The sequence below is a fragment of the Methylobacterium sp. Leaf94 genome (assembly GCF_001426045.1).
In the GTDB taxonomy this organism is placed as follows: Bacteria; Pseudomonadota; Alphaproteobacteria; order Rhizobiales; family Beijerinckiaceae; genus Methylobacterium.
In genome coordinates this window covers 1-24,755 of the sequence record NZ_LMRM01000014.1, presented here as the reverse complement: position 1 = coordinate 24,755, position 24,755 = coordinate 1, and the positions used below count along the sequence as shown (strand labels likewise).

Genomic DNA, 24,755 nt, shown 5'->3' with positions numbered 1-24,755 from the left:
TCGGGTCGATGGCCCGGCGACGATCGGTTCTCTGCCGTCCTCTGCCGGCGTCGCCGACGGCGGGTCTTCGGCTAGCGCTGCCCGGTGCGCCCTGCCTTGGGCCGGTCACCCGAACCGTTGCCGCCCGTCTCGGTGGGATTGCGGGGATCCTGCCAGAAGGTATCGAACAGGCGCTGCATCGCGCGGGCGTTCTCCTGCTGCACCTCCAGGCCCGTCTGGAACATCTGCTGCATCACGTCGAAGGGCGCTTCCGTGGCCGACCTGTCCGGCGCGGCGGACTCCGGCCGGGGCGAAGCCGCGAGCCACGTCGACGCCGCACGCGGTCGCGCCTGGGGCGAGGGCGTCGCGGGCTTCGGGGTCTTGGCGCCGGAGTTCAGGAACGCCTGCATCATCTCCGACCAGGCATTGGGCGGGAAGCCGAAGGGGTTCGCCTCGGCGCGCGGGGCCGGCGCCGCGGCAGGCGGCTGGTTGATCATGACGTGGACGATCCCCGCCACCACCATGCCGGCCATGATCGGCAGCATCTGCTTCAAGGCCGGCATCGCCACGCCGCTGACGGCAGCTGCCTGCTGCAGAACGGCCTGACTCAGATGGGGCGAGCCGAAGAGTTGCTGGACCAGCATGTCCATCTGAGGCGTCGCGCTCGACGCCTTCGGCGCGGCGGGGCCGACGAGATTGAAGAGGTGGGCGAAGCCGGTCGGATCCTGGGCGACGTTCCGCTGCAGCCCCATCGTGAGGGCCGGAAGCAGGGCTTCCATCGCGCGCAGGCTCTGCTCCGGCGACAAGCCGAACTGCCGTCCGAAACCCTGCGCGTTGGGGCCCGCCTGCGCCTGAAGGATGTCGAACAGATTGAACATGGCGGCCTCGCGGACGAACTGCGGCTTTCCCGGTCATCGACCCGGGCGCGCCGCGCGAATTCTGTCGCATCCGGTCGGTACTGACCAGCCCGGGCGCCTCACGACGGCCCGATTCCCCGTCGACGGGGGCCCGTATCAACCCGTTTCTTGCCCCGGACCCGCGATGCGCTTCCCTTCGCCCCTGATCGAGGCGCGCCTGGTGCGTCGCTACAAGCGCTTTCTCGCCGATCTGCAGCTTGCCGACGGGTCCGTGATCACGGCCCATTGCCCCAACCCGGGGGCGATGCTGGGACTTGCGGTGCCGGGCGCGCGGGCCCTGTTGTCCGACGTCCGGGGCCCGACGCGCAAGCTCCCCTTTTCCTGGGAACTGGTGGAGGCGGATCTGCCCGGCGGCCGGCAATGGGTCGGCATCAACACGATGCGGCCGAACGCCCTGGTGGCGGAGGCCTTCGCCGCCGGCGGCCTGCCCTGCCTCGCCGGCTACACGGGCCTGCGCCCCGAAGTCCGCTACGCCCGGGCCAGCCGGGTCGACTTCCTCGCCACCGGGGAGGGGATGCCGCCCTGCCATGTCGAGGTGAAGAACTGTCACCTGATGCGCAGCCCCGGCCTCGCGGAATTTCCCGATTGCGTCGCCGCCCGCAGCGCCCGCCACATGACGGACCTCGCGGCCGTCGTCGAGGCCGGGGGCCGTGCCATGGTCATCATCGTGGTGCAGATGTGGGCGGATCGCTTCGATGCCGCGCGGGACCTCGATCCTGCCTTCGACCGGGCGCTTCAGGCCGCTCGGGCGGCCGGCGTCGCCGTCCACGCCCATCGCTGCCGCATCGACCCGGTCGGCATCGCCGTGGCCGACGCCATCCCGGTGCTGTAGGGCGCCCGTCCCAGAAGAACCGCGCGGGCCCGTCAGTCGGCCCGCTCGAAGATCAGGTTGAGGCGGGTGCGAGCGATCCGGCGATAGCCGTGCTGCTCGAGCAAGGCGGGCAGGTCGATCTGCCACTGGTCGGTGCCGTTCTCGACGATGAGCAGCCGCGGGTGGAGGCTCGCGGGGGCGGCCCGCAGGAAAGGTTCGAGGATCAGGTCCTCGGCGCCCTCGACATCGAGCTTCATCGCGTCGATGCGCGCGATGCCCTCGCCGAGGGCGAGATCGAGCAGGGGCACGGCCGGCACACGAATCTGCGCGCCCTCGTTCGTCCCGACGATCTTCAGGCTCGATTCCCCCCGGTTGCGGGGGTCCACGAACAGGGTGAGTTCCCCCGCCTTGTCGGCGACCGCGCAGGCCACCGCCTTGACCGTTCCGAACGGATTCTGCGCGATGTTGTAGGTCAGGCGGTCGAACACGTCCGGCTGCGGCTCGACGGCCAGGATCCGGGCGCGCGGCCCCGCGAAGGCCGCCACGAACAGCGCGTAGGCGCCGATATTCGCGCCGATATCCAGGAAGGTGCAGCCGGGCTGAAGCTTCGCCCGGAGAAGTGCGCGCTCCTCCGGATCGAAGAACTGCGGCGTGAAGAGCACCTTCTTCTCGCAGTTGTTGTTGTAGGGGTAGAGCCGCATGCGGGCGCCGTAGCGTTCGACGTCCAGAGGGGCGCCGCGCAGCAGCCCGATCGCCACGCGGCGCAGGAACAGGGCGAGGCGTCGCCCGGCCCAGCTCGCGTAGGAGATCCGGCCCGTCTGCCGAGCGATGCGCGCGACGAGGCCTGTGGGAGCGTAAGTGCCGTAGGGCTGCGTGTCTTTCATCGTGCGTGCTGATGCCAGCGCACGGACGCGGCGGCAAGCGACGCCGCCGCGGGAGGATCGAAAGGTCCGGACATTCCGGGCCGATCAGCCCGCAGCGCCCCCTCCGGGCGAATGCGGTCGGCCGCAGATCAGACCTGACCGTCGCGCCACTTCGGAAGCAGAGGACAATCGTCGAGACCGGATCTGGTGCTCAGACCTGTTCCATTGCGGCAACACCGCGACCGAAACCCAGTTCGAGCGGCCTCGATTGCCCGAAAAATAGGCGTCTGCACAAAGGATAGCTTTGCCGTAAACGGGAACCTTTGAGAACGTCGCCCCAACGCAGATCCTCCCGCAGAGTTCCCATCGCCATGCAGCGCTCTCTTCTCGCCCTTTCCGCCGTCCTGCTGTCCTCGGTCTGCGCCTTCGCGGCCGACATGCCGGCGAAGGTGCTGGCGGTCCCTGCCCCGCCCGCGCCGTGCAAGGCCGAGATCACCTTCCCGGCCTATGGCGGCGTCATCAAGCAGAACCCGAACCCGTCCTGCCTGACGCTCGGCGCCTTCGGCGACGTCTATGTCGGCGGTGCGGTCACGGGCTACTTCTACACCCAGCCCAACCAGTACACGTTCTCGCCCGCTCCGCTGCCGAGTGACCGGGCCGGCCGCGTGGACGTCTCGAACCTGATGGGCTTCATCCAGAAGGCCGACGGCCCGTTCCAGTTCTACGCCGCCTTCGGCGCCTACTCGATCCCCGGCCTCGGCCTGCCGATCTACGGCACCTTCGACCAGACGGACCTGCTGTATTCCCCGGCGCCGATCGTGTTCGGAAAGTACGTGATCAACGACAACTGGTCGATCCAGGGCGGTCGGATGCCGACCCTGATCGGCTCCGAGCTGCCGTTCACCTTCCAGAATCTGAACATCTCGCGCGGCCTCCTCTTCGGCCAGGAGAACGTGATCAACCAGGGTGTGCAGGTGAACTACTCGGATGGTCCGTGGGCGGCCTCGTTCGCCGCGACCGACGGCTTCTATTCCGGCGAGATCAACTGGGTCACGGGTGCAATCACCTACAAGATCGACCCCGCCAACACGGTGGGCATCAACGGCGGCACGCACTTCTCCAGCTACACCAATTTCGACTTCGCGGACCCGTTCGGTCGTCGCGGCCTTCGCTTCCAGTACGCCACGCCCGTCTCGCTGCAGAACAGCAGCATCATCAGCGCCAACTACACCTATGCGGACGGTCCCTGGATCGTGACGCCGTACGTCCAGTACACCAACGTAGAGCAGAACGCCGTCCTCGGCCTCGCCGGTGCCGAAACCATCGGCGGCGCCCTCCTCGCCAGCTACGCCTTCACGGACAACTTCGCCCTCGCGGGCCGCGTGGAGTACATCAGCCAGAGCGGCAATCGCAACAATCCGTTCGGTCAGACCTCGGTGCTCTACGGCGCCGGCAGCTCGGCCTTCTCCTTCACCGTGACCCCGACCTTCACCTTCGATCGCTACTTCGTCCGTGGCGAGTTCTCGACCGTGCAGCTCTACGACATCACGCCCGGCCTCGGCTTCGGCCGCAGCGGCCTGAAGACCTCGCAGGAGCGCTACATGCTGGAGACCGGCATCACCTTCTGATCCGTTTCGGACGATCCGGTTCGGCGAAACGCGGCGGCAGGGCAACCTGCCGCCGCTTTCATGTGCGCCCATGCGCCACCGGAGGGCTTCCGTCCACGCGCCCGACGGTTCAAGGAGGCGGGACCATGCCCCGACCGATAAGGCCCGAGCCCATGCAGCGCTTCGATTCCGACGGTGTTTCCCTCGCCTACATCGACGTCCCCGCCGTCGGCGGGTCGGGCGACCCGGTCCTGCTGATCCACGGCTTCGCCTCGAACCATGCGGTGAACTGGGTCAACACGCTCTGGGTCCGGGCCCTGACCCAGGCCGGCTACCGTACCATCGCCCTCGACAACCGGGGGCACGGCGAGAGCCAGAAGCTCTACGATCCGGAGGTCTACGGCGCGGACCTCATGGCCCAGGACGCGCGCCGCCTCCTCGACCATCTCGGGATCCCCAAGGCCGATGTCATGGGCTACTCGATGGGCGCGCGCATCGCCGCGTTCCTGGCCCTCGATGCGCCGGAGCGCGTCCGTTCGCTGCTGCTCGGCGGTCTCGGCCTGCATCTGATCGAAGGCAAGGGCCTGCCGGACGGGATCGCCGAGGCCTTGGAGGCGGAGCCCGGCGCACCGGCCCCGAACCCGACGGCCGCCGCGTTCCGCACCTTCGCCGAGCAGACGAAGAGCGACCTGCGGGCCCTGGCCGCCTGTATGCGCGGCTCGCGCCAGACCCTGTCGCGCGCCGAAGTCGCCGAGATCTCGTCACCGACCTTGGTGACGACCGGCACCCTCGACACCGTCTCGGGCTCGGGTCCGGCGCTGGCGGCGCGGTTCCCGAACGGCACCGCCCTCGAACTGCCGAACCGCGACCACAGCACGGCCGTGGGCGACCGCGGTCACCGCACGGGCGTCCTCGATTTCCTGGCCCAGCGGCTCTGAGAGGGCACCACCGCGCCTCAGGTCTTCAGGCGGTAGCCGGTCCGGAAGATCCAGGTCACGCCGGCGAGGCACAGGATCAGGAAGATCAACGCCATGGTGAGGCTGACGCCGACGCCGACATCCGACGTGCCGAAGAAGGACCAGCGGAAGCCGCTGATCAGGTAGACCACCGGGTTGGCGAGGCTCACCGCACGCCAGAACGGCGGCAGCATCTCGATGGCGTAGAAGCTGCCGCCGAGGAAGGTCAGCGGCGTCACGATGAGGAGGGGCACCAGCTGCAGCTTCTCGAAGCCATCGGCCCAGAGGCCGATCAGGAAGCCGAACAGGCTGAAGGTGACCGCCGTCAGGAGCAGGAACAGCACCATCACGAAGGGATGCTCGATCCGCAGGGGCACGAACAGGGCGGCGGTGGCCAGGATGATGAGGCCGATGAGGATCGATTTCGAAGCCGCCGCGCCGACATAGCCGAGCACGATCTCGAGGGGCGAGACGGGCGCCGAGAGGATCTCGTAGATCGTGCCGGCGAAGCGCGGGAAGTAGATGCCGAACGAGGCGTTGGCGATGCTCTGCGTCAGGAGCGAGAGCATCATCAGGCCGGGCACGATGAAGGCGCCGTAGGCGACCCCGTCCACCGAGGCGACCCGCGAGCCGATGGCCGCTCCGAAGACCACGAAGTAGAGCGAGGTGGCGATGACCGGCGCCACGATGCTCTGCAGCGCCGTGCGCCAGAAGCGCGCCATCTCGAAGCCGTAGATGGCGCGGACCGCGTACCAGTTCATGCGCGTTCCTTCACGAGGTCGACGAAGATCTCCTCCAGCGAGGACTGGCTGGTCTGGAGGTCGCGGAAGCGGATGCCGGCGGCGGCGAGGTCAGCCAGCAGCGCCGTGATGCCGGTGCGCTCGCCCTTCGTGTCGTAGGTGTAGACCAGATCCTGTCCGCCCGGCTTGAGGGTGAGATCGTGTCGCGCCAGGGCCGGGGGCAGGGCGGCGAGCGGCTCCTGCAGGTTCAGGGTCATCTGCTTCTTGCCCAGCTTGCGCATCAGCTCAGCCTTCTCCTCCACCAGGATGATCTGGCCCTTGCGGATCACGCCGATGCGGTCGGCCATCTCCTCGGCCTCGTCGATGTAGTGCGTGGTGAGGATGATGGTGACGCCCGTGTCGCGCAGCGAGCGCACCAAGCGCCACATGTCGCGGCGCAGTTCCACGTCGACGCCGGCGGTGGGTTCGTCGAGGAAGAGGATGCGCGGCTCATGGCTCAGGGCCTTGGCGATGAGCACCCGCCGCTTCATCCCGCCCGACAGGGTCATGATCCGCGCGTCGCGCTTCTCCCACAGGGAGAGGTCGCGCAGGACCCGCTCGATATGCGCCGGATCCGGCTTGAGGCCGTAGAGCCCGCGGCTGAAGCTCGTCGTCGCCCACACCGTCTCGAAGGCGTCGGTGGTGAGCTCCTGCGGCACGAGGCCGATCATGCGGCGGGCCTGGCGATAGTCCCGGGCGATGTCGTGCCCACCCGCGAGGATGCGGCCGGCGCTCGCCGTGACGATGCCGCAGACGATGCTGATCAGCGTCGTCTTGCCGGCCCCGTTCGGACCGAGAAGCGCGAAGATCTCGCCTTCGGCGATGTCGAGATTGATGCCGTCGAGGGCTTTGAGGCCCGAGGCGTAGACCTTGGACAGGTTCTGGATCGCAATGATCGGCTGCATCGAAACTCCGCTGCGGCGTGGCGCCGGCGCGATCGGGGCGGCCTTCTAGCACGCTGCCGGCGTGGGACGGCGCCGAAAACGAGAAAGCCGCCTCGCGGCGGCTTTCCCTGGTGTCGCAGAGGGAAGGATCAGGCCCGCAGGCGGGTCCGAACCTCGCCGAGGCTCTGGCGGACGAGGCCTTCGGCCGTCTCACCCTGCATGCGCTCGCGCAGGATGACCTCCGAAACCTTCACCGCGGCGTCGGCAGCGGCGGCCCGAACCTGGGCGGTCGCCTGGACCTCGGCCTGCGCGATCTTGGTCTCGGCCGACTTGGTACGACGGGCGATGAAGTCGTTCAGGCGGGCATGGCCCTCGTCGGCGATCCGCTGGGCCTCCTCGCGGGCGGACGCCACGATGGCCTCGGCCTCGCGCTCGGCCTCGGCGCGGCGCTTCTTGTAATCGGCGAGGACGCCAGCGGCCTCCTCACGCAGGCGACGCGCCTCGTCGAGTTCGTGGCGGACGCGCTTGGCCCTGCCGTCCAGCCCCTTGGTGATCTGGTTGAAGCCGCCGACCTTCCAGACCACGGCCATGAACAGGACGAAGGCGACTGCGACCCAGAATTCGGCTTCCAACAACATGCTCGTCGTCCCAACTCGATGGTGTCCAGCGGTCCGGCGGGGTCTTCGCCCCTCGGGTCCTGCCGGTCAGGTATGGTTTGGCGTCCGCCTCAGTGCGGGAAGGAGACGCTGTCGAGGGCCTTGGCGAGGGCGGCCTCGTCGGGGCTGCGGCCCGTCAGGCGCTCGACGATGGCCGAGGCCGTCTCGCCGGCGATGCCGCGGACGTTGCCCATGGCCTCGGCGGTGCGGGTGCGAAGCGTCGCCTCGGAGGCGGCGATGCGGGCGTTCAGCTCGGCCTCGAGCGCCTTCCGCTTGGTCTCGGCTTCCTGCGAGAGGGCCGTGCGGGTCTCGAGGGCGATGGCCTGCGCCTTGGCCTGCGCATCGCTCAGGGATTTCTCGTAGGCGGCTCCGGCGGCATCCGCCTCGGCCTTCAGGCGCTGCGCCTCGTCGAGATCGCCCGACAGACGCACGGCGCGGTCGTGCAGGATGGCCTGGATGCGCGGCAGCGCGATCTTGTCCATCAGGTAGTAAAGCAGCCCGAAGGCAAGGGCGAGCCAGATGAGCTGGGACGCGAAGGTGTGGCTCTCGAAGGGCGGGAAACCGCCGCCATGCTCGGCGGCCGGCGTCGCGACGAAGCCTTCATGCGTTGCGGTCGAATGGGCCGGCTGAGCCATGACGTCCTTCGCGTAAATTCAAGGAGTGAGGACCGGACGCCTCCGCCATCCCTGCGGGAGGCGGCGTCCGGTCCGGTATCGGTTCGAGATCCGTGACGAGCGTGTCTTAGACGGCGAACAGGAGCAGCAGCGCGACGAGCAGCGAGAAGATGCCGAGCGCTTCCGTGAGGGCGAAGCCGAGGAGCAGGTTGCCGCGCTGGCCGTCGGCGGCCGACGGGTTGCGGAGCGCGCCGGCGTAGAACTGGCCGAAGAGGTTGCCGAGGCCGATGGCGGCGCCCGCCATCCCGAGACAGGCGAGGCCGGCACCGATGTACTTGGCAGCTAAGGGATCCATCAAATTGCTCCTGGTGTCCGTGTCGTCGTTGCGTGGAGAGAAATCCGGCCGCGATCGCGAACCGGGGACGGAAGGGGGTGTCCCGGCCCTCGGCCGGGATGACCCGGCTCAGTGGCCGGGATGCAGGGCGTCGCTGAGATAGATCGAGGCGAGCGTCGCGAAGACGTAGGCCTGCAGACCGGCGACGAGGAACTCGAGAGCCGTGACGGCGACGCTGAGGGCCAGGGGCAGCGGCGAGATGGCCCCCCAAGCGCCGGCGGCGAGCAGCGCCGGGACGAAGCCCGCGAAGATCTTGAGCGCGATGTGACCGGCCAGCACGTTGGCGAAGAGACGAACCGCGAGGCTGATCGGACGCGAGATGAAGGACACGATCTCGATCGCGACGATCATCGGCAGGAGCCAGCCGGGCACGCCCGACGGAACGAACACCTTCAGGAACTTCGTGCCGTGGGCCATGAAGCCGTACACGATGACGGTGCCGATCACGAGGAAGGCCAGCGCGAAGGTGACGATGATGTGGCTGGTCACCGCGAAGGCGTAGGGGATCATGCCGAGCATGTTCAGCACGAGCACGAACATGAAGAGCGAGAAGATCAGCGGCATGAAGCGCTCGGAGCCGTGGCCGGCGGATTGGCGCAGGGTCGAGCCGATGAACTCGTAGAAGATCTCGGCCATGGACTGCATGCGGCCCGGCACCACCGAGCGGCGGGCGGTGGCCACGACGGTGATCAGCGCGATGATCCCGACGGCGGCGAACATGTAGAGCGCGGACTGGGTGAACGCGATCTCCTGGTTGCCGATATGACCGAAGGAGACCAGCGGCTTGAGCTCGAACTGGTGGATCGGATCCATCTTTACGGCCATTGCCGCTCCCGCCCTTCTGACTCTCGGCCGGCCAGACGGCCCGCCACCACCGGTGCCGCGCGAGCGGCATGATTTCGATTCGGTTCGCCGCGTGCGCGGCGCTTCCCCGAGAACCGCTAGCGGTCCTCTTCCTTGGTCGGCGCCTTGGGAAGAGACCCCGAGGCGCGCATGACGTTGTAGACGCCGGTGACGAACCCCAGCATCAGCAGGACGATCAGTCCCCAGGGTTTCGTCCCAAGGTAATGATCGAACATCCAACCGAGAATGCCCCCGGCGAGGACGCCCGCGATGAACTCGGTCGAGAGCCGCATCGCCTGGCCGAGAGGAGAGGGCCCGGCCGAAGGACCGGGACGCGTCGAATGACCGGGAGGGGCACTCGGCCGCTTCCGCTCAATCTGCGTCTCAAGACGTTTGAGCCTCTGAGAGAGGTCCGCGTCCAGTGCTTTCTTCCGCCCGTCCCCGCCTTCGTCCGCAGTTTCGTTGCCGCTCACGGCGAGAACTCACATTGGCGAGAGCGGAGGGAACCGGCGGAACGCCTCCTTCAAGCGGGGCGCACCATAGTTTCGCCCACCTTGGGTGTCAAGGCGCCCTCGACCTTACGTAAGATATTGTTGCACCACGAGAAATCGGTGTTTTGCCGATCCGCCCCCCGGTGTTCTCGCACCCGGCCGACGGCGGCGGGCGAGGCCGTCGCCGCGACGGACCCGCTTCGGGGATCTCAGGCGCCCAGGAGGGGCTTGATCACCTTCTCCATGCCCTCGATGGTCATCTCGCCCTTGAAGCGCTCGCCGTTGATGAAGAACGTCGGGGTCGAATCGACCTTGAAGGTGTCCATGCCCTTCTGCTTCACCGCGTTGACGGCGCCGTAGAGCTTCTGGTCCTTCAGGCAGGCCTCGAACTTCTCCTTCGAGAAGCCGGCCTGGCGCAGCATCTGCTCCATGGCATCCACCGGCGATTGCGGCTTCTGGACGTAGGCCCAGGCCTGCTGCTGGTCGAAGAGCAGGTCTGTGATGGGATAGTACTTCGCATCGCCGTCGCAGCGCGCCAGCATGAAGGCCGCCGTCGCCAGCGGGTCGAGGGGGAACTCGCGGAGGGTGAAGCGCACCTTGCCGGTGTCGATGTAGCGCTCCTTGAGGGCCGGCCAGGTGTTCCTGTGGAAGGCGGCGCAGTGCGAGCAGGTCATCGAGGCATACTCGATGATCGTCACCTTGGCGTCCTTCGGGCCGAGCCAGACGTCACCGAGCGGACCGGGCTCCATCAGGGTCGACAGGTTCGCGTCCTCCGCCGCGGCCGGGAGGGTGAACCGGGGCAGGAGGATCGCCGCGCCGACGGCAAGGCCGGTGGCTTTCAGGGCATCGCGTCGGGTGATCATGATCGGGAGGGCTCCGGTCGCGGACCAAATCTTCTCGTCCGCGATGCGGTAGAATCCTGCAGGCGTCCTGACAAGGCTGCGCGGCGCGCCTAGCGCTTGTGTGTTGTCGCCACCACTGCCGTTCCGAGGCGGTCGAGGGCGTCGCGCAGGGCGTCGTGCTCGATCGCCTGGACCGCAAGCGCCACTTCGCCGCGGCGGACGGGATCCACCACCGGCGGCGCGGGGCGACGCCCGATCCGGTCGACCCGTCCCTGGCGCATCACGATCTTGCCGACGCAGGCCCAGCCGTAATGGGCATTGATGCGCTGGATCACCACCGGCGCGAGGTGCTGCAATTCGAGGGCGAACACGCCTTCGACCCGGACCACGAGGGTGCCGGGATCGGGGCGCCCCTCCTCCTCGCGCCGACGCCGGCGCGGCCATTCGAGCTTCGAGGGCTGGCAGTACCGCGCGAGCCGCTCCCCGACGATCTCGGGCCAGGCGGCCAGAATGTCGGTGGAGGCGAACCCTTGCGCCGCGAAGGCGGGGCCGATGCAGCCCTCCAGCAGCTCGGCGAGGGGTTTGACACGCGCCATGCGCAGGGTTTCCGTAGTGTCCGACCGGGACGAGATCGAGGCTCCGATATCGCCCGCAATGGTTAGCATGCCGTTCCGTCCGGCCGAAGCGGGGCGCCGCCCCCCCCGCCCGACGACACGTTCAGGCAGGTCGGCCCTGGAGAAGTCGGCCTTGGACGCACCCGGCCGGCGGTCTATGGACGGGCTTCCCCATCACGCGCCGGTGCCCGTGCCCCACACCTCAGTTCCAGCCCCCGAGGCCGCGGATCTCCTGACCTGGTACGACCGGCACCGCCGCGTCCTGCCCTGGCGGGCGCTGCCGGGCGAGACGTCCGATCCGTACCGGGTCTGGCTCTCGGAGGTGATGCTGCAGCAGACCACGATCGCGGCCGTCAAACCCTATTTCGCGAAGTTCCTGGCGCGCTTCCCCACCGTCGACGACCTTGCGGCGGCGCCCGAGGAGGCGGTGATGTCGGCCTGGGCCGGGCTCGGCTACTACTCCCGGGCCCGCAACCTGCACGCCTGCGCCCGGGCGGTGGCGGCGGCCGGGCGTTTTCCCGACACGGCCGCGTCCCTGCGCAAGCTGCCGGGCATCGGCGCCTACACGGCGGGCGCCGTCGCGGCGATCGCGTTCGACCGTCAGGAAGCGGCGGTGGACGGCAACGTCGAGCGGGTGATGACGCGGCTCTTCGCCGTCGAGACCACCCTGCCGGCAGCCCGCCCCGAGATCCGGGCGCTGACCCAGGCCCTCGTGCCCGCGGACCGGCCCGGCGACTTCGCCCAGGCGGTGATGGATCTCGGCGCCACGCTGTGCACGCCCAAGCGCCCGGCCTGCGCCCTCTGCCCCTGGATGGCCCCCTGCCGCGCCCGGGCCCTCGGCCTTCAGGAGACCTTCCCCAGGAAGGTGAAGGCCGTGAAGGGCACCCTGCGCCGGGGTGCGGCCTTCGTGGCGATCCGCAGCGGCGACGAGGCGGTCCTGCTGCGCACCCGGCCGCCCGAGGGTTTGCTGGGCTCCATGGCCGAACCACCGATGAGCCCCTGGGAGCCCGACTACGATCCGGCCCAGGCCCTCCTGGACGCGCCGCTCGACGCGCGCTGGCGGCGGCTGCCGGGCCTCGTCCGACACGGCTTCACGCATTTCCCCCTGGAGCTGACGGTGTTCGTCGCCAAGGTGGCGCTCAGCACGACGCCGCCGCCGGGCCTGCGCTTCACGCCGCGCCGCGACCTCGACGGGGAACCGCTGCCGGGCGTGATGAAGAAGGTCCTGGCACACGCCTTCGATCCGAAGCCGGAGGCCGCGGAGCCGCTGGCGGAACGGGCTGCCAAGCGCGGCAGGCCGAAGGCGATGCGGAGCCTCACGGATACGCCGCTCTTCGCCGAGCCCGAGCCGGAGGCACACGCTGCGTCGCCGCGCTTCCGCCCGGTGCCCAAGCCCGCCCCGCGCCCGGCGCCAGCCCCGATTCCCGACGGGTCGATCGACGAGTTCGAAGGCCCGGCCGAGGCGGCACCCCCGGCCGCCCCCCGCAGACGGGGACGACCGCGGTCGCGCTGACCGGCGCCCCTCAGGCGGCCGAGCCCATGGCGGAGCGCATCTGGGCGCGGAAGACGTCGATGAGCACCGGCTTGCCGTTCCGGGTCGCATGCCAGAAATCCCAGCCGTTGCAGGCCGGAAAGCCCTGCACCAGGGCGCCGATCTTGTGGATCGAGCCCGTGGCCGGCCCGGCCATCAGGGTGCCGTCGGGACGCACGATGGCGCTGTGCCGGCCGCGCGCGTCGGTCAGGGTCTCGCCGGCGCGGATATGCCCGGCCTCGATGACGCTGAGGAAGGCGACGCGGGGCTCGGCGCGCTTGCTCGGAGCCACCAGCAGGGCGGCCTGCGACAGGGGTTCGACGGCGTCGATGCGGGCGCGGGCCGCCTCGGCGTAGACCTTCTCGCGCTCGATGCCGATGAAGTGCCGGCCGAGGCGCCTGGCAACCGCACCGGTGGTGCCGGTCCCGAAGAACGGGTCGAGCACCACGTCGCCGGGATTCGTCGCCGACAGGAGCGTGCGGGCGAGCAGTGCCTCCGGCTTCTGCGTCGGATGGACCTTCTGCCCGTCGGCGCCCTTCAGGCGCTCGTCGCCGGTGCAGAGCGGGATGAACCAGTCGGACCGCATCTGGACGTCGTCATTGCCGCCCTTCAGCGCCTCGTAGTGGAAGGTGTAGCCCTTCGACTCCGCGGAGCGGGAGGCCCAGATCAGGGTCTCGTGCGCGTTGGTGAAGCGCTTGCCGCGGAAGTTCGGCATCGGGTTGGCCTTGCGCCAGACGATGTCGTTGAGGATCCAGAAGCCGAGATCCTGCAGCGTGGCGCCGACCCGGAAGATGTTGTGGTACGAGCCGATGACCCACAAGGTGGCGTTCGGCTTCATCACCCGGCGCGCGGCCGCCAGCCATTCGCGGGTGAAGGCATCGTAGGCGGCGAAGGTCGAGAACTTGTCCCAGTCGTCGTCGACCGCGTCGACCCTGCTCTGGTCGGGACGCAGGAGCGCGCCGTCCCCGAGCTGAAGATTGTAGGGCGGATCGGCAAAGACGCAGTCGACGCTGGACGCCGGAAGGGCGTTCATCGCAGCGATGCAGTCTCCGACGAGAATCTCGTCGAGGGGGAGACGGTCTTCGAGAGGAAAACGCTTGGCGGCGGGTACGAGACCCATCCGCGGCGCCGACACGGGCCGCCCGGTACGCGAGACACTTTTCCGGGCGACGGTGTCGGCAACCGCGGTACGCAGGGAAGCCATGGCAAACACCGGTTACGCGACTGACCGGCAGACCTTGGCCCCGTTAACGTAAAGGGCGGGTTGCCGGGACGAAGACAAGGCGTCTCGATTTGGGGCTGCAATTTTTGCCGGGTTGGTCGTTCGAAGAGCCACGAGGCTATTGCGACAGCATCGCCGCTCGAACGAGCAGGTCTCGAAAGATCTGGGAGAGACCGGCCGCAACCGTCCCAGCGGACCCTGTAGCGGCCCAGCCGGTGCCGCGATCGGCGCCGGGTCCACCCGGCCTGGACCTCACAACTGCGCGGAAAGAGAAAATTCGTCTCCGGTGCCCCTCGCGACCCCGTCGCAGACCAGGGTTTCACTGAGCGCAACGCTGATTTCGTTTTTCCGCATCCCACCGTTGCGCAGCGACGCCGGCTGCAACGCGGTCTCGGCGACTTCACTGGTGTTCCAGCATTGCCGTTTCGTCATCGCAAAGCCCGCGGATATTCGACAATATGGCCACACACAACCAGTGATGAATAAACCGTTATAGCCTCAATTCCGGCCCCGGCCGCCACATTTGTCCGGTCTCATTTTGGCCCTGTTCCGCTTCATTTTGCCGGCCATCCGAAACAACAAAGGGAATACGGATGACCATCAAGCCTGTTCGTGGGGCCGCTGCCATCATCGGGACCGTCGTGACACTTGCCGCCGTTCAGCCAGCCAGCGCCCAGAGCGGTGCCGCCTCCTGGTACGCGAGCGGCCATCGGACGGCGAATGGCGAGCGCTTCAATCCGAACGGGATGACCGCCGCCCATCGCACGTTGCCGTTCGGCACCCGGGTCCGGGTCGAGAACAAGCGCAATGGCCGTTCGGTGGTGGTGCGCATCAACGATCGTGGCCCGTTCATCCGAGGCCGGATCATCGATCTCGCCAAGGGCTCGGCCCGCGCCCTCGGCATGGGCGGCACGACCTACGTCGCCCTGAGCGTGGTGAACTGAGCTTATCGGGCCGGTCGGCGTTGTGAGAGGGACCGGCCGGCCCCATCTGGTCGGTGAAACCGAGAGCTCAGACCCTTATGGCAAAGCCGCTGATCGTCGAAATCCCCCATGAACTCGGCCTGGCCGAAGCCCGTCGGCGCATCGCGGACGGGATCACCCAGGCCGACGGGTTGTTCGCCAAGGCGGGTGTCGCCGTCGAGAAGATGGCGTGGACCGACGACCGCCTCGACTTCGCGATGGCTGCCCTCGGCCAGAAGGTCGACGGGCAGGTGGATGTTCGCCCCGAGACCGTGCGGGTCGAGGTCCGGCTGCCGCTGTTGCTGGCCCTGTTCGCGCAGCAGATCCAGAAGAAACTTGGCAACGAGGGCAACCTGCTCCTGACCAAGAAATGACGAGTGCCGCCGGCATCGCGCCCGGAACCTCCCTCGGCGACGGACTGTTCCACCGGTCCGCTCCCCGAGGCTCTTGAGAGGCGCAACCGATGTCGAACCCCGGCCCGATCCCCGAAGTCCCGGTGCCCGAGACGCCCTACGAGGCGCCTCAGACCCCGCCCCCCGGCCCGGACACCCCCGGGACCGACGTGCCGGGGACGACCCCCACCGAAGCGCCCGACGTGACGCCCACCGAAATCCCTGTCAACGATCCGGATATCGGCCCGGCCATCGCCCCCGATCCGATGCCGACGGGCCCCGCCAACCCGACGATGTGAGCGGGGCACGACCGCGGGTTTGCAAGGGCATTCCGATTCCGGGTTTGTTCGAAGGCGCGGTCGCTGCCATAAGCCGGCCCCATGGCCGCTCCCCCGCTCCTCACCCTCCAAGACGTCGCGCTCACCTTCGGCGGCACGCCGCTGATCGAGCGCGCCGAGCTCGCGATCTCCCCCGGCGAACGCACCTGCCTCGTGGGTCGCAACGGCTCGGGTAAGTCCACTTTGATGAAGATCGCCGCGGGGCTCGTGGAACCCGACCGGGGCGTGCGCTTCGTCCAGCCCGGCACCACGATCCGCTATCTGGCGCAGGAACCCGACTTCTCCGGCTTCGAGACGACCCTCGATTTCGTCGAATCCGGCCTGACCCACGGGGATGACGCCTACCGGGCCCGCTACCTGCTCGAGAGCCTGGGCATGACCGGTGCCGAGAACCCGAAGAGCCTCTCGGGCGGGGAGGGGCGGCGGGTCGCCCTGGCCCAGGCCCTGGCGCCGGAACCCGACATCCTGCTCCTCGACGAGCCCACCAACCACCTCGACCTGCCGGCCATCGAGTGGCTCGAATCCGAGCTGAAGAGCGTGCGCGGCGCCCTCGTGCTGATCAGCCACGACCGGCGCTTCCTGTCCGCCCTGTCGAAGACCACGATCTGGCTCGACCGCGGCGTCACCCGCCGGATCGAGCAGGGCTTCTCCACCTTCGAGGCCTGGCGCGACGCCTTCTTCGAGGAGGAGGAGCGCGACCGGCACAAGCTCGAGCGCAAGATCGCCGACGAGGAGCACTGGCTGCGCTACGGCGTCACCGCCCGGAGGAAGCGCAACGTGCGTCGCCTCGGCAACCTTCATGCCCTGCGCAAGGAGCGGCGCGAGGATCGCCGGCCCGTCGGCACCGCGACCATGACCTCGACGGAGGCCGAGAGCTCCGGCGCCCTGGTGATCGAGGCCAAGCACGCGGCCAAGGCCTACGGCGCCCGCAAGATCGTCGACGATCTCTCGCTTCGGGTGATGCGCGGCGACCGCCTCGGCATCGTCGGGGCCAACGGCGCCGGCAAGACCACGCTGATCAACCTGCTCACGGGGCAGCTCCCGCCCGAGTCCGGCACGGTGGCGCTCGGCACCAACCTCAAGATGATGCTCCTCGACCAGGCCCGTGCGGTGCTGGAGCCGACCATGACGGTGACGGAGGTGCTCACCGGCGGCAGCGGCGATTCGGTGAACGTCGGCGGCGTCAGCCGCCACGTCATCGGCTACCTCAAGGATTTCCTGTTCGCGCCAGAGCAGGCCCGCACCCCGGTGAGCGTCCTCTCGGGCGGCGAGCGCAACCGCCTGCTCATCGCCCGCGCCCTCGCCCAGCCCGCCAACCTCCTCGTCCTCGACGAGCCCACCAACGATCTCGACCTCGAAACCCTCGACCTCCTCCAGGAAATGCTGGCGGATTATTCCGGCACCCTGATCCTGGTGAGCCACGACCGCGACTTCCTCGACCGGGTCGTCGGGAGCGTGCTGGTCAGCGAAGGGGAGGGCCGCTGGGTCGAGTATGCCGGCGGCTACACCGACATGATCGCCCAGCGCGGGGAGGGCGTGCAGGCCCGGGCGGCCGCCGGGCGGACCGAGAAGGCGGAGGCCCGCGCCGACGCGAAGGATCGCGCCAAGGGCGGCGATGCGGGAGCCCCGGCCGGCAAGCCCAAACTCGGCTTCAAGGACCAGCACGAGTTGAAGACCCTGCCGGACCGGATGAAGAAGCTCGAATCCGATATCGCCAAGCTGCGCGAGGTCCTGGCCGATCCGGGACTCTACGCGCGGGACCCGGCCCGCTTCGCGAAGGCATCGGATCTGCTCGGCGTCGCCGAGACCGAATTGGCCAAGGCCGAGGACCGCTGGCTCGAACTGGAGATGCTGCACGACGCCTGAGCGACGCTCAAGCGGCGCCCCGGCCTTCATGATGCCGTGAACGCCGTGTGAAGTGCCGCCCTGGCGTTCGCTCCCGCGCGCCTGCCACCGGGGTCCGACGTGTCCGCCGCTTACGCACTCCGTGACCGATCCCGCCGCCTCGGCTGGGCTGCCGGCCTGCCCGGCCTCGCCCTGATCCTCGGCTTGTCCGCCGCCTGGTTCACGCCGCGCCTCGAGTCGCAACTCGGCGAAAAGGCCGATGCGGTGGCTCGGGCGACGGCGACGCCCGGTGCCGAGCCGTGGCTGCGCGTGTCGGTCGAGGGGCGAGACCTCGTGGTCACCGGCGAGGCGCCGGATGCCGCGACCCGCGATGCGGCGTATCAGCGGCTCGCTGCCCTCGACGGTGTCCGGCGAATCGTCGGCCCCGTGGGCGTGGTCGAGCCGGCTTCGCCCTTCCTGTGGATCGCGACCAAGGGCAGGGACGGGGTCGACGTGACCGGCGTGCGGCCAGCCGAAATCGGCCCGAGCGCCCTGGCCGAGCAACTCTCCCCCGCCCTCGACCCCGGAACCGGTCTGCACGACCGCGCCCGCGCCGCCCTCGGCGCGCCACCGGACTTCGCCGCGGCGGCCGCCTATGCCCTGGCGCGGCTGCGTGCCCTCGCGCCCGGCGGCCGGGTGATGCTGGAGGACATGCGCCTCTCGGTCGTAGGCGAGGCGGCCTCCATCGCCGACGACGAAGCCTTGCGGACGGCCCTGGCCGATCTGCCGACCGGCTATGGTCTGGGCCAGATCGAGATCCTGCCGGCTGTCGTTCCGGATTTCCGCTTCGTCGCGTCTCGGGAGCCGGGGGGCACCCTGACGCTCTCGGGCCACGTGGTCTCGGACGCGGCGCGCGCCGAGATCCGGGCGCAAGCGGCACAGGCCTCGGAGACGGGGCGGATCGAGGACCGGATGCGCAGGGCGCGTGGCCTTCCGCCCGGGGTCGATGCAGCCGCGATGGCGCGTTTCGCCCTGAACCTCGCCGCATTGCTGCAGGAGGGGAGCGTCACCGTCGCCGATGCGCGGATCGCACTCGAGGGCGTCGCCCTCGACGCCCAGGCGATCCCCGAGATCGAGGGATTGTTGCGCGAGGGGATGCCCGCCGGGCTGAGCCGGGGCGGCGCGACCCTGAGCACCCGACCGCTCTCGCCCTATCAAATCCTGCTCCGGCACGACGCGGAAACCGTGACGCTGTCCGGCCACCTGCCGGATGCCGAGGCGCGCGAGGCCCTGCTCGGGACCTTTCGTCCACGGCTGTTCCGCGAGCGCCTGATCGACCGCACCCGCCTCGGCGAAGGGGCCCCGCCCGAGCTCGCCCGGGTGCTGCGCGCGACCGCCACGGCCCTCACCCTGCTGGGGCGGGGCGAGGCCCGGTTCGCCGATCGCGCGATCACCCTGACGGGCGAGAGCCTGTATGCGCAGGGTGGCCGGCGCGTTTCCGAAGACCTGTCGGCCGCGATGCCGCCGGGCTGGACCGCGGAGATCTCGGTGACGACCCCCGACGCAGCGTCGGCCTGGACACCGGAGCGCTGCGTCGCTGCGCTCGGGACCAAGCTCATGGGCCAAGCCCTCATATTCCCGCCCGGAAGCGCGATTCTGACGCCGGCCTTCTACCCCCTCCTCGATGGGATTGCGGCCCTGGGCAAGACCTGCCCGACCCTGCGCCTGGTGGTCACGGGCCATCTCGATCCGAGCGGCGCCACCGCGGCACCGAAGCCTGTCGTCGAGACCGCGGTGGACAGCACGGCGTCGCTCGACGCGGGCAAGGATGCCGGCAGAGCACCGAGCAAGGCACCGGCCGGATCCTCCGGCTCGCGTGCCTCGGATAAGGCGCCCGGCAAGTCCAATCCGAAGGACAAGGCCGTCAGGACCGAGGCGAAGCCGGCGGCTCAACCGGAGCCCGCCCCCGATCTCGCGCAGGGCCGTGCCCTCGCGATCGTGGAGTATCTGCTCCAGGCCGGCCTTCGTTTCGAACAGGTCGCTGCCGCCCCGGCCGGCTCGCCGCGTCCGGCTGGCCAGGGCGTCGGGATCGAGTCACGGTCATGACGATCCGACGGAGACGAAGGGCGTGACGCTCCTGGCAACCCTGCTCTGGCCCCTGGCGGCCGCCAGCGCCCTCCTCGGCGGCGCCATCGGCGCGCTGACGGGCCTGCCGCGGACACCGACTGCGCGCCGGAGCGCCGGCCTTCTCGTCCTGGCAGCGGGTCTGGCCGGGGGCCTCGCCGCCGGGGGCTTCCTTTCGGGGCGGGCAGGCTTCTGGCTGGAGGCCGGGGCGCTCGGACTCGGGTCCTACCTGATCGGAGCGATCCTGGCGGCCGGGGTCACAGACCGGATGGGCACCCGGTCGTGAGACGACGAATCCCGTCGGCGTCGCGCCGGCCTGTGGCATCCGCAACACAATCGACTCGAAACTGCGTCCGTTGCCCGACCATCGAGGAGACTTTCCGGACGGTCTGTCGTTGGTCTCGACGCGCTTCTCCGAACGGACATGGGACCGGCGAATCAGAGACCTGATGATCGAATCTTCAGCACGTCCCCGACCTGTGGACCTCACGTCCTGCGATCGGGAACCGATCCACATCCTCGGCGCGGTTCAGCCCTTCGGTTTCCTCATCGCGGTCTCCCCGGACTGGATCGTGGTCCGGGCCTCCGAGAATGCCGCCGGGTGGTTGGGGCAGGCGGGAGCCGATGTGCTCGGCCTTCCCCTGGCCGACCTGATCGACGCGGAGGCGATCCACCTGATCCGCGGTCACCTTCAGGCCCTGCGCGGGCCCGATGCCATCGACCGGATTTTCGGCACCGTCCTGCAGGCCGGAGGTGCCCCCTTCGACATCGCGCTGCACATCTCGGACGGCATCATCGTCATCGAGGCCGAGCCGAGCGTCAGCGAACACCTCAACGCCGGCAATCTTGTGCGCAGCATGGTCGGACGCCTGCAGCAGACGGTGGGTTTCGACCCGTTCTGCCGGGAGGCCGTGCGCCAGATGCGGGCGCTCACCGGCTTCGATCGCGTCATGGTCTACCGCTTCGACCCGGACGGCTCGGGGGTGGTGATCGCCGAATCCGCACGCTCCAGCCTCGCCCCCTATCTCGGACTGCATTACCCGGCCTCGGACATCCCGAAACAGGCGCGCGCCCTCTACGAGCGCAACTGGCTGCGCATCATCGCGGATGTCGATGCCGAACCTGTCGCCGTGCTGCCGCAGCGCGATCCCCACGGCCGACCCCTCGACCTGTCGATGAGCACCCTGCGCACGGTGTCGCCGATCCACCTCGAATACCTGCGCAACATGGGGGTGGCGGCCTCCCTGTCGGTGTCGATCCTGCGGGGCGGCAAGCTCTGGGGCCTGTTCGCCTGCCATCACACCGAGGCCCGCCACATCTCGCTGGAGCGCCGAACCGGCGCCGAACTGTTCGGGCAGATGTTCTCGCTGATCCTGGAAAGCCGGGAGCGCGAGGCGGAGGCCGCCTACGAAGGCAGTTCCCGGGCGCTGCACGACCGACTGATGGGTGCGCTCGCCTCGGGCGGAACGAGCCTCGAGAACATCACCGATTTCCTCGACGACATCGCAGGAATCGTCACGTGCGACGGCATCGGCGTCTGGGTCAACGGCGAGATCACCCTGCGGGGGGCGACCCCGACGGCGGAGGAATTTACCGGTCTCGTGCGCTTCCTCAACCGGACGGCCGCGAGCCGGGCCTTCGCCACCCAGGAGATCGGCGCGGTCCATCCCCCGGCCGCCGACTACCCCGAGCGGGCCGCGGGACTCCTGGCGATCCCGATCTCGCGGGCGCCGCGGGATTTCCTGGTGTTCTTCCGTCGCGAGATCGCCCGCACCGTCACCTGGGCCGGCAATCCTGAGAAGCCGGCGAGCCTCGGACCGAACGGTCTGCGCCTCACGCCCCGCAAGAGCTTCGAGGCCTGGACCGAGGTGGTCCGGGGGCAGGCCGCCCCCTGGAGCGCGGTGGACCTGCGCATCGCCGAGGCCCTGCGCATCACGCTGCTCGAGGTCATCCTGCGCCTCACCGATTCCGCCGAGAAGGAGCGCAAGACCGCGCAGGAGCGCCAGGAGCTCCTGATCGCTGAGCTGAACCATCGGGTGCGCAACATCCTCAACCTGATCCGGGGCATCGTCGCCCAAAGTCGCTCGGGGTCCGACAGCGTCGAGGATTTCGCCGGCGTCGTCGGGGCGCGCATCCAGGCCCTGGCCCGGGCGCACGACCAGATCACCACCACGAACTGGGGACCGGGTTCCCTGCGCGACCTCATCACCCTGGAGGCGGAGGCCTATCTCGACCAGCAGGCGGGCCGGGTCCGTCTGGACGGCACCGATGTCCTTCTGGATCCCCAGGCGTTCTCGACGCTTGCCCTGGTCATCCACGAGTTGATGACGAACTCGGCGAAGTACGGCGCCCTGTCGGAGGGGGTCGGACAGGTGGACGTGGCCTGGGAGCGCGATGCCTCGCAGTGCCTGGTGATCCATTGGCGCGAGAGCGGCGGCCCGCCGGTGAAGCCGCCGAGCCGCCGCGGCTTCGGCACCACGCTGATCGAGCGCTCGATCCCCTACGAGCTGAAGGGCGAGGCGGAGATAGCCTACGAACTCACCGGCCTGCGCGGCCGCTTCGCCGTGCCGGCGCGCTACGTGCGGGCTGCACCGACCGTCACCGCCCCCCTGTCGCGGGAGCGCGACCGGACGCCCGAACTCGATGCCGCGGCGTTGTCCGGGACCGTCCTGGTGGTCGAGGACAACATGATCATCGCTCTGGAGGCCGAGGAGATCCTGTCCACCCTCGGGGCAAGCGCGGTCGACATGGCGGGATCCGTGCACGAAGCCCTGCGGCAGATCGAGGCGGCGCATCCGAGCTTTGCCCTCCTCGACGTCAATCTCGGCGCCGAGACGAGCCTGCCGGTCGCCCGACGCCTGATCGCGGCCGGCGTGCCCTTCGTCTTCGCGACGGGCTACGGCGAGAGCTTCCGAATCCCGTCCGAGCTCGGCGCCGTGCCGATGATCAAGAAGCCCTACACCGCGGATACCCTACGCCGGGCCCTGGCGAGCACGCCCCCCCGGGACTAGCCCGGCGCCTGCGCCGCCTCGAACAGCGCGAAGGCACGTTGCGCACCACGGATCGCGGCGGCGTGATCCGCGACCGGGCGCGTCCCGAGCCAAGTCGCGAAACTCGGCCAGAGGCGGAGCCCCGCGCCGTGCCGGAGGAAGCGGGCGTTCCCGTGGACCAGCGGGTCCGGGCTCGCCAGGACCTGACGGAGCAGAACCTGGCCGCCGAGGCGCGAACCTTCCAGAACGTAGAGGAGACCGGGCGCCTCGGCGCTCGACAAGGTGGGGGGCAGGGGGGCGGGCGCGACCTCCGGAGGGGAAATCGCCAGCCCGGACAGGTCGGCCTGCAGGACCGTGGACCGGCGGCGGGCCGCCCAGTCCGGCGGCAGGTCGGCGGCATCGGCCCCGTCGAGCCAGGTCTCGATCTGCGCGAAGGGGTCACGCATCGCCGACAGGAAGCGCACATAATCGGCTCGCCGACTCAGGTCGTAGGCGACGAACCCCGCATCGAGGCGCCGATGGGCCGCATCGGTCTCGGCGCGCAGGGCGAAGCGAAGATCGCGCGGTGCATCCGCACCACCCCGCCGCGGCTCCGGATCTCCCGCGTCGACGGACCCCCTGGCCGTCCCATCCATACCGCGTTTCCCTGTTATTTGGCCCCGTCGCCGTTCTTAGCCGATCTCGGGCCCCCGCCAAGGACTTATCACAGGGTACCTGCACGACCCCGGCTCGCTCTCGCGGCCCGGTCCGCAACGCTGAAGGCCCAGGATCGACCATGTGGCTCCTCTACGGTTTCGTCCTCCTAGCCGGCATCGCGAACGCAGTGCAGTCGGGCGTGAACGCGACGCTCTCCAAGAACCTGGCGCAGCCCTTCGCCGCAGGCATCGTCGTCTCGCTGGCCGGGGGCGCGACCCTCCTCGCCCTCGGCCTGGTCCTCGGTCGTTTCGCCTTTCCGAGCCTCGGCGACATGCGGGCCGTGCCGCTCTGGGCCTGGTTCGGCGGCGTGGTCGGGGCGCTCCTCATCCTGTCCCAGCTGTTCGCCGCGCAGCAGATCGGGGCCGCGCCCTATCTGGGGCTTCTCATCACCGCCGGCGTCATCACCTCCATCCTGCTCGACCATTTCGGCTGGATCGGGTTCGAGCAGCATCCCCTCACCCTCTGGCGCGCGCTCGGGGGCGTGCTGATGATCGGCGGTATCGCCCTGGTGGCGCTGTTCTGAACCGACGGACGCTTGTCATCGGCGCGTGGAACCGCGATGCCTGCCGCGGCGTCGATGCCGCGCCCCGCAACGATCCCGTCCGTGTCCAGAGCCCCCAATGAACATCTTCCAGGACATCGTCAGCCGCTTCAGCCAGACCGTGACGGCCTATGCCGGCGATACGGTCCTCATGCAGGCGATGGTCTCCGCCGCCGCCAACGTGATGGTCGCGGACGGGGAGATCGCCAGCGCGGAATTCGATACGGCGCTGGCCGGCCTGCAGGCCAATCCCATCCTCGAGAAGGGCTACGACCGGCTGATGCTCGAGAGCGAACTCTACGACGGGATCGCCCGTGCCCGGACCCGGGCGGGCCGGGCCGAGAACCTGCGCCGCGTCGCCGCCATCGAGGGCCGGGGGCAGGAGGAGCGCGAAGCGACATTCCTGATCGCGGCGGACGTGGCCGACCTCGACGGCATCGCCGACGTGGAGGCGCAGGCCCTCGAGGAAATCGCCACCGCGCTGGGCCTGGACCGGGCCGCGTTGCTGGCCGCATCCCCTGTCCGACGCCCGGTTCCGTAGCGTGCCGGAGCGCCTTGTCCCGCAAAGCCCTTGATCAAAGGACGGCAAGCCTCTAAGCGGGCCCCCGTCTTTCGCCCGGCTCGACAACGCGTCGAGCGACAGCCCGGGCGACCGCTCGTGTGAGCTTGCCGCAGGAAAGAGACGATGGCCAAAGAGAAATTCGCGCGTACGAAGCCGCACTGCAACATTGGCACGATCGGTCACGTGGATCACGGCAAGACGTCGTTGACGGCGGCGATCACGAAGGTTCTGGCCGAGACGGGCGGAGGATCACGAAGGTTCTGGCCGAGACGGGCGGACTCTGGGGCGACGCGGCCCTGGCGGCGGGCCGCGACAGCACCACG

At 69.4% G+C, this 24,755-nt stretch carries 28 protein-coding genes; 14 read left to right on the top strand and 14 right to left on the bottom strand.

The window, feature by feature from the left end:
- Positions 1 to 71: 71 nt before the first annotated feature.
- The gene (locus ASG63_RS10720; protein WP_056215803.1) at positions 72 to 857 is read right to left on the bottom strand and encodes a DUF937 domain-containing protein; all 786 of its coding nucleotides are present in this window, start codon (positions 855 to 857) and stop codon (positions 72 to 74) included.
- Between the two features lie 163 nt (positions 858 to 1,020).
- Here ASG63_RS10720 and sfsA point away from each other — a divergent pair, with 163 nt between their 5' ends.
- Positions 1,021 to 1,728: a DNA/RNA nuclease SfsA gene (gene sfsA, locus ASG63_RS10715; RefSeq protein ID WP_056215802.1), complete on the top strand. Its 708-nt coding sequence runs from the start codon at positions 1,021 to 1,023 to the stop codon at positions 1,726 to 1,728.
- Between the two features lie 32 nt (positions 1,729 to 1,760).
- Here sfsA and ASG63_RS10710 read toward each other — a convergent pair whose 3' ends face one another.
- Positions 1,761 to 2,591 carry an FkbM family methyltransferase gene (locus tag ASG63_RS10710; protein WP_056215801.1) on the bottom strand — a complete coding sequence of 277 codons (831 nt, stop codon included), beginning with the start codon at positions 2,589 to 2,591 and terminating at the stop codon, positions 1,761 to 1,763.
- 344 nt (positions 2,592 to 2,935) lie between these two features.
- On the opposite strand from ASG63_RS10710, the gene ASG63_RS10705 reads away from it, so the two are divergent.
- The gene (locus ASG63_RS10705) at positions 2,936 to 4,198 is read left to right on the top strand and encodes an outer membrane beta-barrel protein (RefSeq protein ID WP_056215943.1); all 1,263 of its coding nucleotides are present in this window, start codon (positions 2,936 to 2,938) and stop codon (positions 4,196 to 4,198) included.
- Positions 4,199 to 4,350: 152 nt separating this feature from the next.
- Positions 4,351 to 5,115, top strand: coding sequence for an alpha/beta fold hydrolase (locus ASG63_RS10700; protein ID WP_056215798.1), 765 nt, complete (start codon positions 4,351 to 4,353; stop codon positions 5,113 to 5,115).
- A gap of 17 nt (positions 5,116 to 5,132) precedes the next feature.
- On the opposite strand, the gene ASG63_RS10695 is transcribed toward ASG63_RS10700, so the two are convergent.
- The 9 genes from ASG63_RS10695 to ASG63_RS10655 form a co-directional block, all read right to left on the bottom strand.
- Complete coding sequence (locus ASG63_RS10695; protein WP_056215796.1) at positions 5,133 to 5,894, bottom strand: ABC transporter permease; 762 nt, start codon at positions 5,892 to 5,894, stop codon at positions 5,133 to 5,135.
- Positions 5,891 to 6,817, bottom strand: a complete 927-nt coding sequence (locus ASG63_RS10690) for an ABC transporter ATP-binding protein (RefSeq protein WP_056215793.1) — start codon at positions 6,815 to 6,817, stop codon at positions 5,891 to 5,893. Before ASG63_RS10690 ends, ASG63_RS10695 begins: the two co-directional genes overlap by 4 nt.
- 128 nt (positions 6,818 to 6,945) lie before the next feature.
- Positions 6,946 to 7,431, bottom strand: a complete 486-nt coding sequence (locus tag ASG63_RS10685) for a F0F1 ATP synthase subunit B family protein (RefSeq protein ID WP_200927220.1) — start codon at positions 7,429 to 7,431, stop codon at positions 6,946 to 6,948.
- A gap of 92 nt (positions 7,432 to 7,523) precedes the next feature.
- Positions 7,524 to 8,087: a F0F1 ATP synthase subunit B family protein gene (locus tag ASG63_RS10680; RefSeq protein WP_056215787.1), complete on the bottom strand. Its 564-nt coding sequence runs from the start codon at positions 8,085 to 8,087 to the stop codon at positions 7,524 to 7,526.
- A gap of 106 nt (positions 8,088 to 8,193) precedes the next feature.
- A complete protein-coding gene (locus ASG63_RS10675; protein WP_018044493.1) occupies positions 8,194 to 8,421 on the bottom strand; it encodes a F0F1 ATP synthase subunit C in 228 nt (75 codons plus the stop codon).
- Positions 8,422 to 8,529: 108 nt separating this feature from the next.
- Complete coding sequence (locus ASG63_RS10670; protein WP_056215786.1) at positions 8,530 to 9,285, bottom strand: F0F1 ATP synthase subunit A; 756 nt, start codon at positions 9,283 to 9,285, stop codon at positions 8,530 to 8,532.
- Between the two features lie 116 nt (positions 9,286 to 9,401).
- Positions 9,402 to 9,776, bottom strand: a complete 375-nt coding sequence (locus ASG63_RS10665) for an AtpZ/AtpI family protein (protein WP_056215783.1) — start codon at positions 9,774 to 9,776, stop codon at positions 9,402 to 9,404.
- A gap of 227 nt (positions 9,777 to 10,003) precedes the next feature.
- Entirely contained in the window at positions 10,004 to 10,657 is a 654-nt protein-coding gene (locus tag ASG63_RS10660; protein ID WP_056215780.1) for a thioredoxin domain-containing protein, read from the bottom strand.
- A gap of 89 nt (positions 10,658 to 10,746) precedes the next feature.
- Complete coding sequence (locus ASG63_RS10655; protein WP_056215776.1) at positions 10,747 to 11,232, bottom strand: DUF721 domain-containing protein; 486 nt, start codon at positions 11,230 to 11,232, stop codon at positions 10,747 to 10,749.
- Between the two features lie 175 nt (positions 11,233 to 11,407).
- Between ASG63_RS10655 and mutY the strand changes: the two genes are divergently transcribed.
- Complete coding sequence (gene mutY / locus ASG63_RS10650; protein WP_056215774.1) at positions 11,408 to 12,763, top strand: A/G-specific adenine glycosylase; 1,356 nt, start codon at positions 11,408 to 11,410, stop codon at positions 12,761 to 12,763.
- A 10-nt stretch (positions 12,764 to 12,773) separates the two neighbouring features.
- Here mutY and ASG63_RS10645 read toward each other — a convergent pair whose 3' ends face one another.
- Both ASG63_RS10645 and ASG63_RS25195 read right to left on the bottom strand, forming a co-directional pair.
- Positions 12,774 to 13,985: a site-specific DNA-methyltransferase gene (locus tag ASG63_RS10645; RefSeq protein ID WP_274534729.1), complete on the bottom strand. Its 1,212-nt coding sequence runs from the start codon at positions 13,983 to 13,985 to the stop codon at positions 12,774 to 12,776.
- A 270-nt stretch (positions 13,986 to 14,255) separates the two neighbouring features.
- A complete protein-coding gene (locus ASG63_RS25195; RefSeq protein ID WP_156394150.1) occupies positions 14,256 to 14,435 on the bottom strand; it encodes a hypothetical protein in 180 nt (59 codons plus the stop codon).
- Positions 14,436 to 14,596: 161 nt separating this feature from the next.
- On the opposite strand from ASG63_RS25195, the gene ASG63_RS10640 reads away from it, so the two are divergent.
- The 7 genes from ASG63_RS10640 to ASG63_RS10610 all read left to right on the top strand — a co-directional run bounded on the left by ASG63_RS10640 (position 14,597) and on the right by ASG63_RS10610 (position 22,654).
- On the top strand, positions 14,597 to 14,947 hold the full coding sequence (locus ASG63_RS10640; RefSeq protein ID WP_056215770.1) for a septal ring lytic transglycosylase RlpA family protein: 351 nt from the start codon (positions 14,597 to 14,599) through the stop codon (positions 14,945 to 14,947).
- A gap of 77 nt (positions 14,948 to 15,024) precedes the next feature.
- The gene (locus tag ASG63_RS10635) at positions 15,025 to 15,339 is read left to right on the top strand and encodes a polyhydroxyalkanoic acid system family protein (protein ID WP_056215767.1); all 315 of its coding nucleotides are present in this window, start codon (positions 15,025 to 15,027) and stop codon (positions 15,337 to 15,339) included.
- An 89-nt stretch (positions 15,340 to 15,428) separates the two neighbouring features.
- Positions 15,429 to 15,656 (top strand): hypothetical protein, encoded by a 228-nt coding sequence (locus ASG63_RS10630; protein ID WP_056215764.1) that lies wholly within the window; start codon positions 15,429 to 15,431, stop codon positions 15,654 to 15,656.
- Between the two features lie 81 nt (positions 15,657 to 15,737).
- A complete protein-coding gene (locus tag ASG63_RS10625; RefSeq protein ID WP_056215761.1) occupies positions 15,738 to 17,561 on the top strand; it encodes an ABC-F family ATP-binding cassette domain-containing protein in 1,824 nt (607 codons plus the stop codon).
- Positions 17,562 to 17,660: 99 nt separating this feature from the next.
- Positions 17,661 to 19,625 carry a BON domain-containing protein gene (locus ASG63_RS10620; protein WP_156394149.1) on the top strand — a complete coding sequence of 655 codons (1,965 nt, stop codon included), beginning with the start codon at positions 17,661 to 17,663 and terminating at the stop codon, positions 19,623 to 19,625.
- A gap of 22 nt (positions 19,626 to 19,647) precedes the next feature.
- The gene (locus ASG63_RS10615; protein WP_056215754.1) at positions 19,648 to 19,929 is read left to right on the top strand and encodes a hypothetical protein; all 282 of its coding nucleotides are present in this window, start codon (positions 19,648 to 19,650) and stop codon (positions 19,927 to 19,929) included.
- A 163-nt stretch (positions 19,930 to 20,092) separates the two neighbouring features.
- Positions 20,093 to 22,654: an HWE histidine kinase domain-containing protein gene (locus ASG63_RS10610; protein ID WP_056215751.1), complete on the top strand. Its 2,562-nt coding sequence runs from the start codon at positions 20,093 to 20,095 to the stop codon at positions 22,652 to 22,654.
- On the opposite strand, the gene ASG63_RS10605 is transcribed toward ASG63_RS10610, so the two are convergent.
- On the bottom strand, positions 22,651 to 23,268 hold the full coding sequence (locus ASG63_RS10605) for a biliverdin-producing heme oxygenase (protein ID WP_056215748.1): 618 nt from the start codon (positions 23,266 to 23,268) through the stop codon (positions 22,651 to 22,653). The two genes, ASG63_RS10610 and ASG63_RS10605, sit on opposite strands and share 4 nt — an antisense overlap.
- Positions 23,269 to 23,408: 140 nt before the next feature.
- On the opposite strand from ASG63_RS10605, the gene ASG63_RS10600 reads away from it, so the two are divergent.
- The 3 genes from ASG63_RS10600 to ASG63_RS26425 all read left to right on the top strand — a co-directional run.
- Entirely contained in the window at positions 23,409 to 23,852 is a 444-nt protein-coding gene (locus ASG63_RS10600) for a DMT family transporter (RefSeq protein WP_056215746.1), read from the top strand.
- A gap of 97 nt (positions 23,853 to 23,949) precedes the next feature.
- On the top strand, positions 23,950 to 24,411 hold the full coding sequence (locus ASG63_RS10595; protein ID WP_056215742.1) for a tellurite resistance TerB family protein: 462 nt from the start codon (positions 23,950 to 23,952) through the stop codon (positions 24,409 to 24,411).
- A gap of 144 nt (positions 24,412 to 24,555) precedes the next feature.
- The coding region (locus ASG63_RS26425; protein WP_244479869.1) for a GTP-binding protein at positions 24,556 to 24,755 on the top strand (200 nt) is incomplete at its 3' end.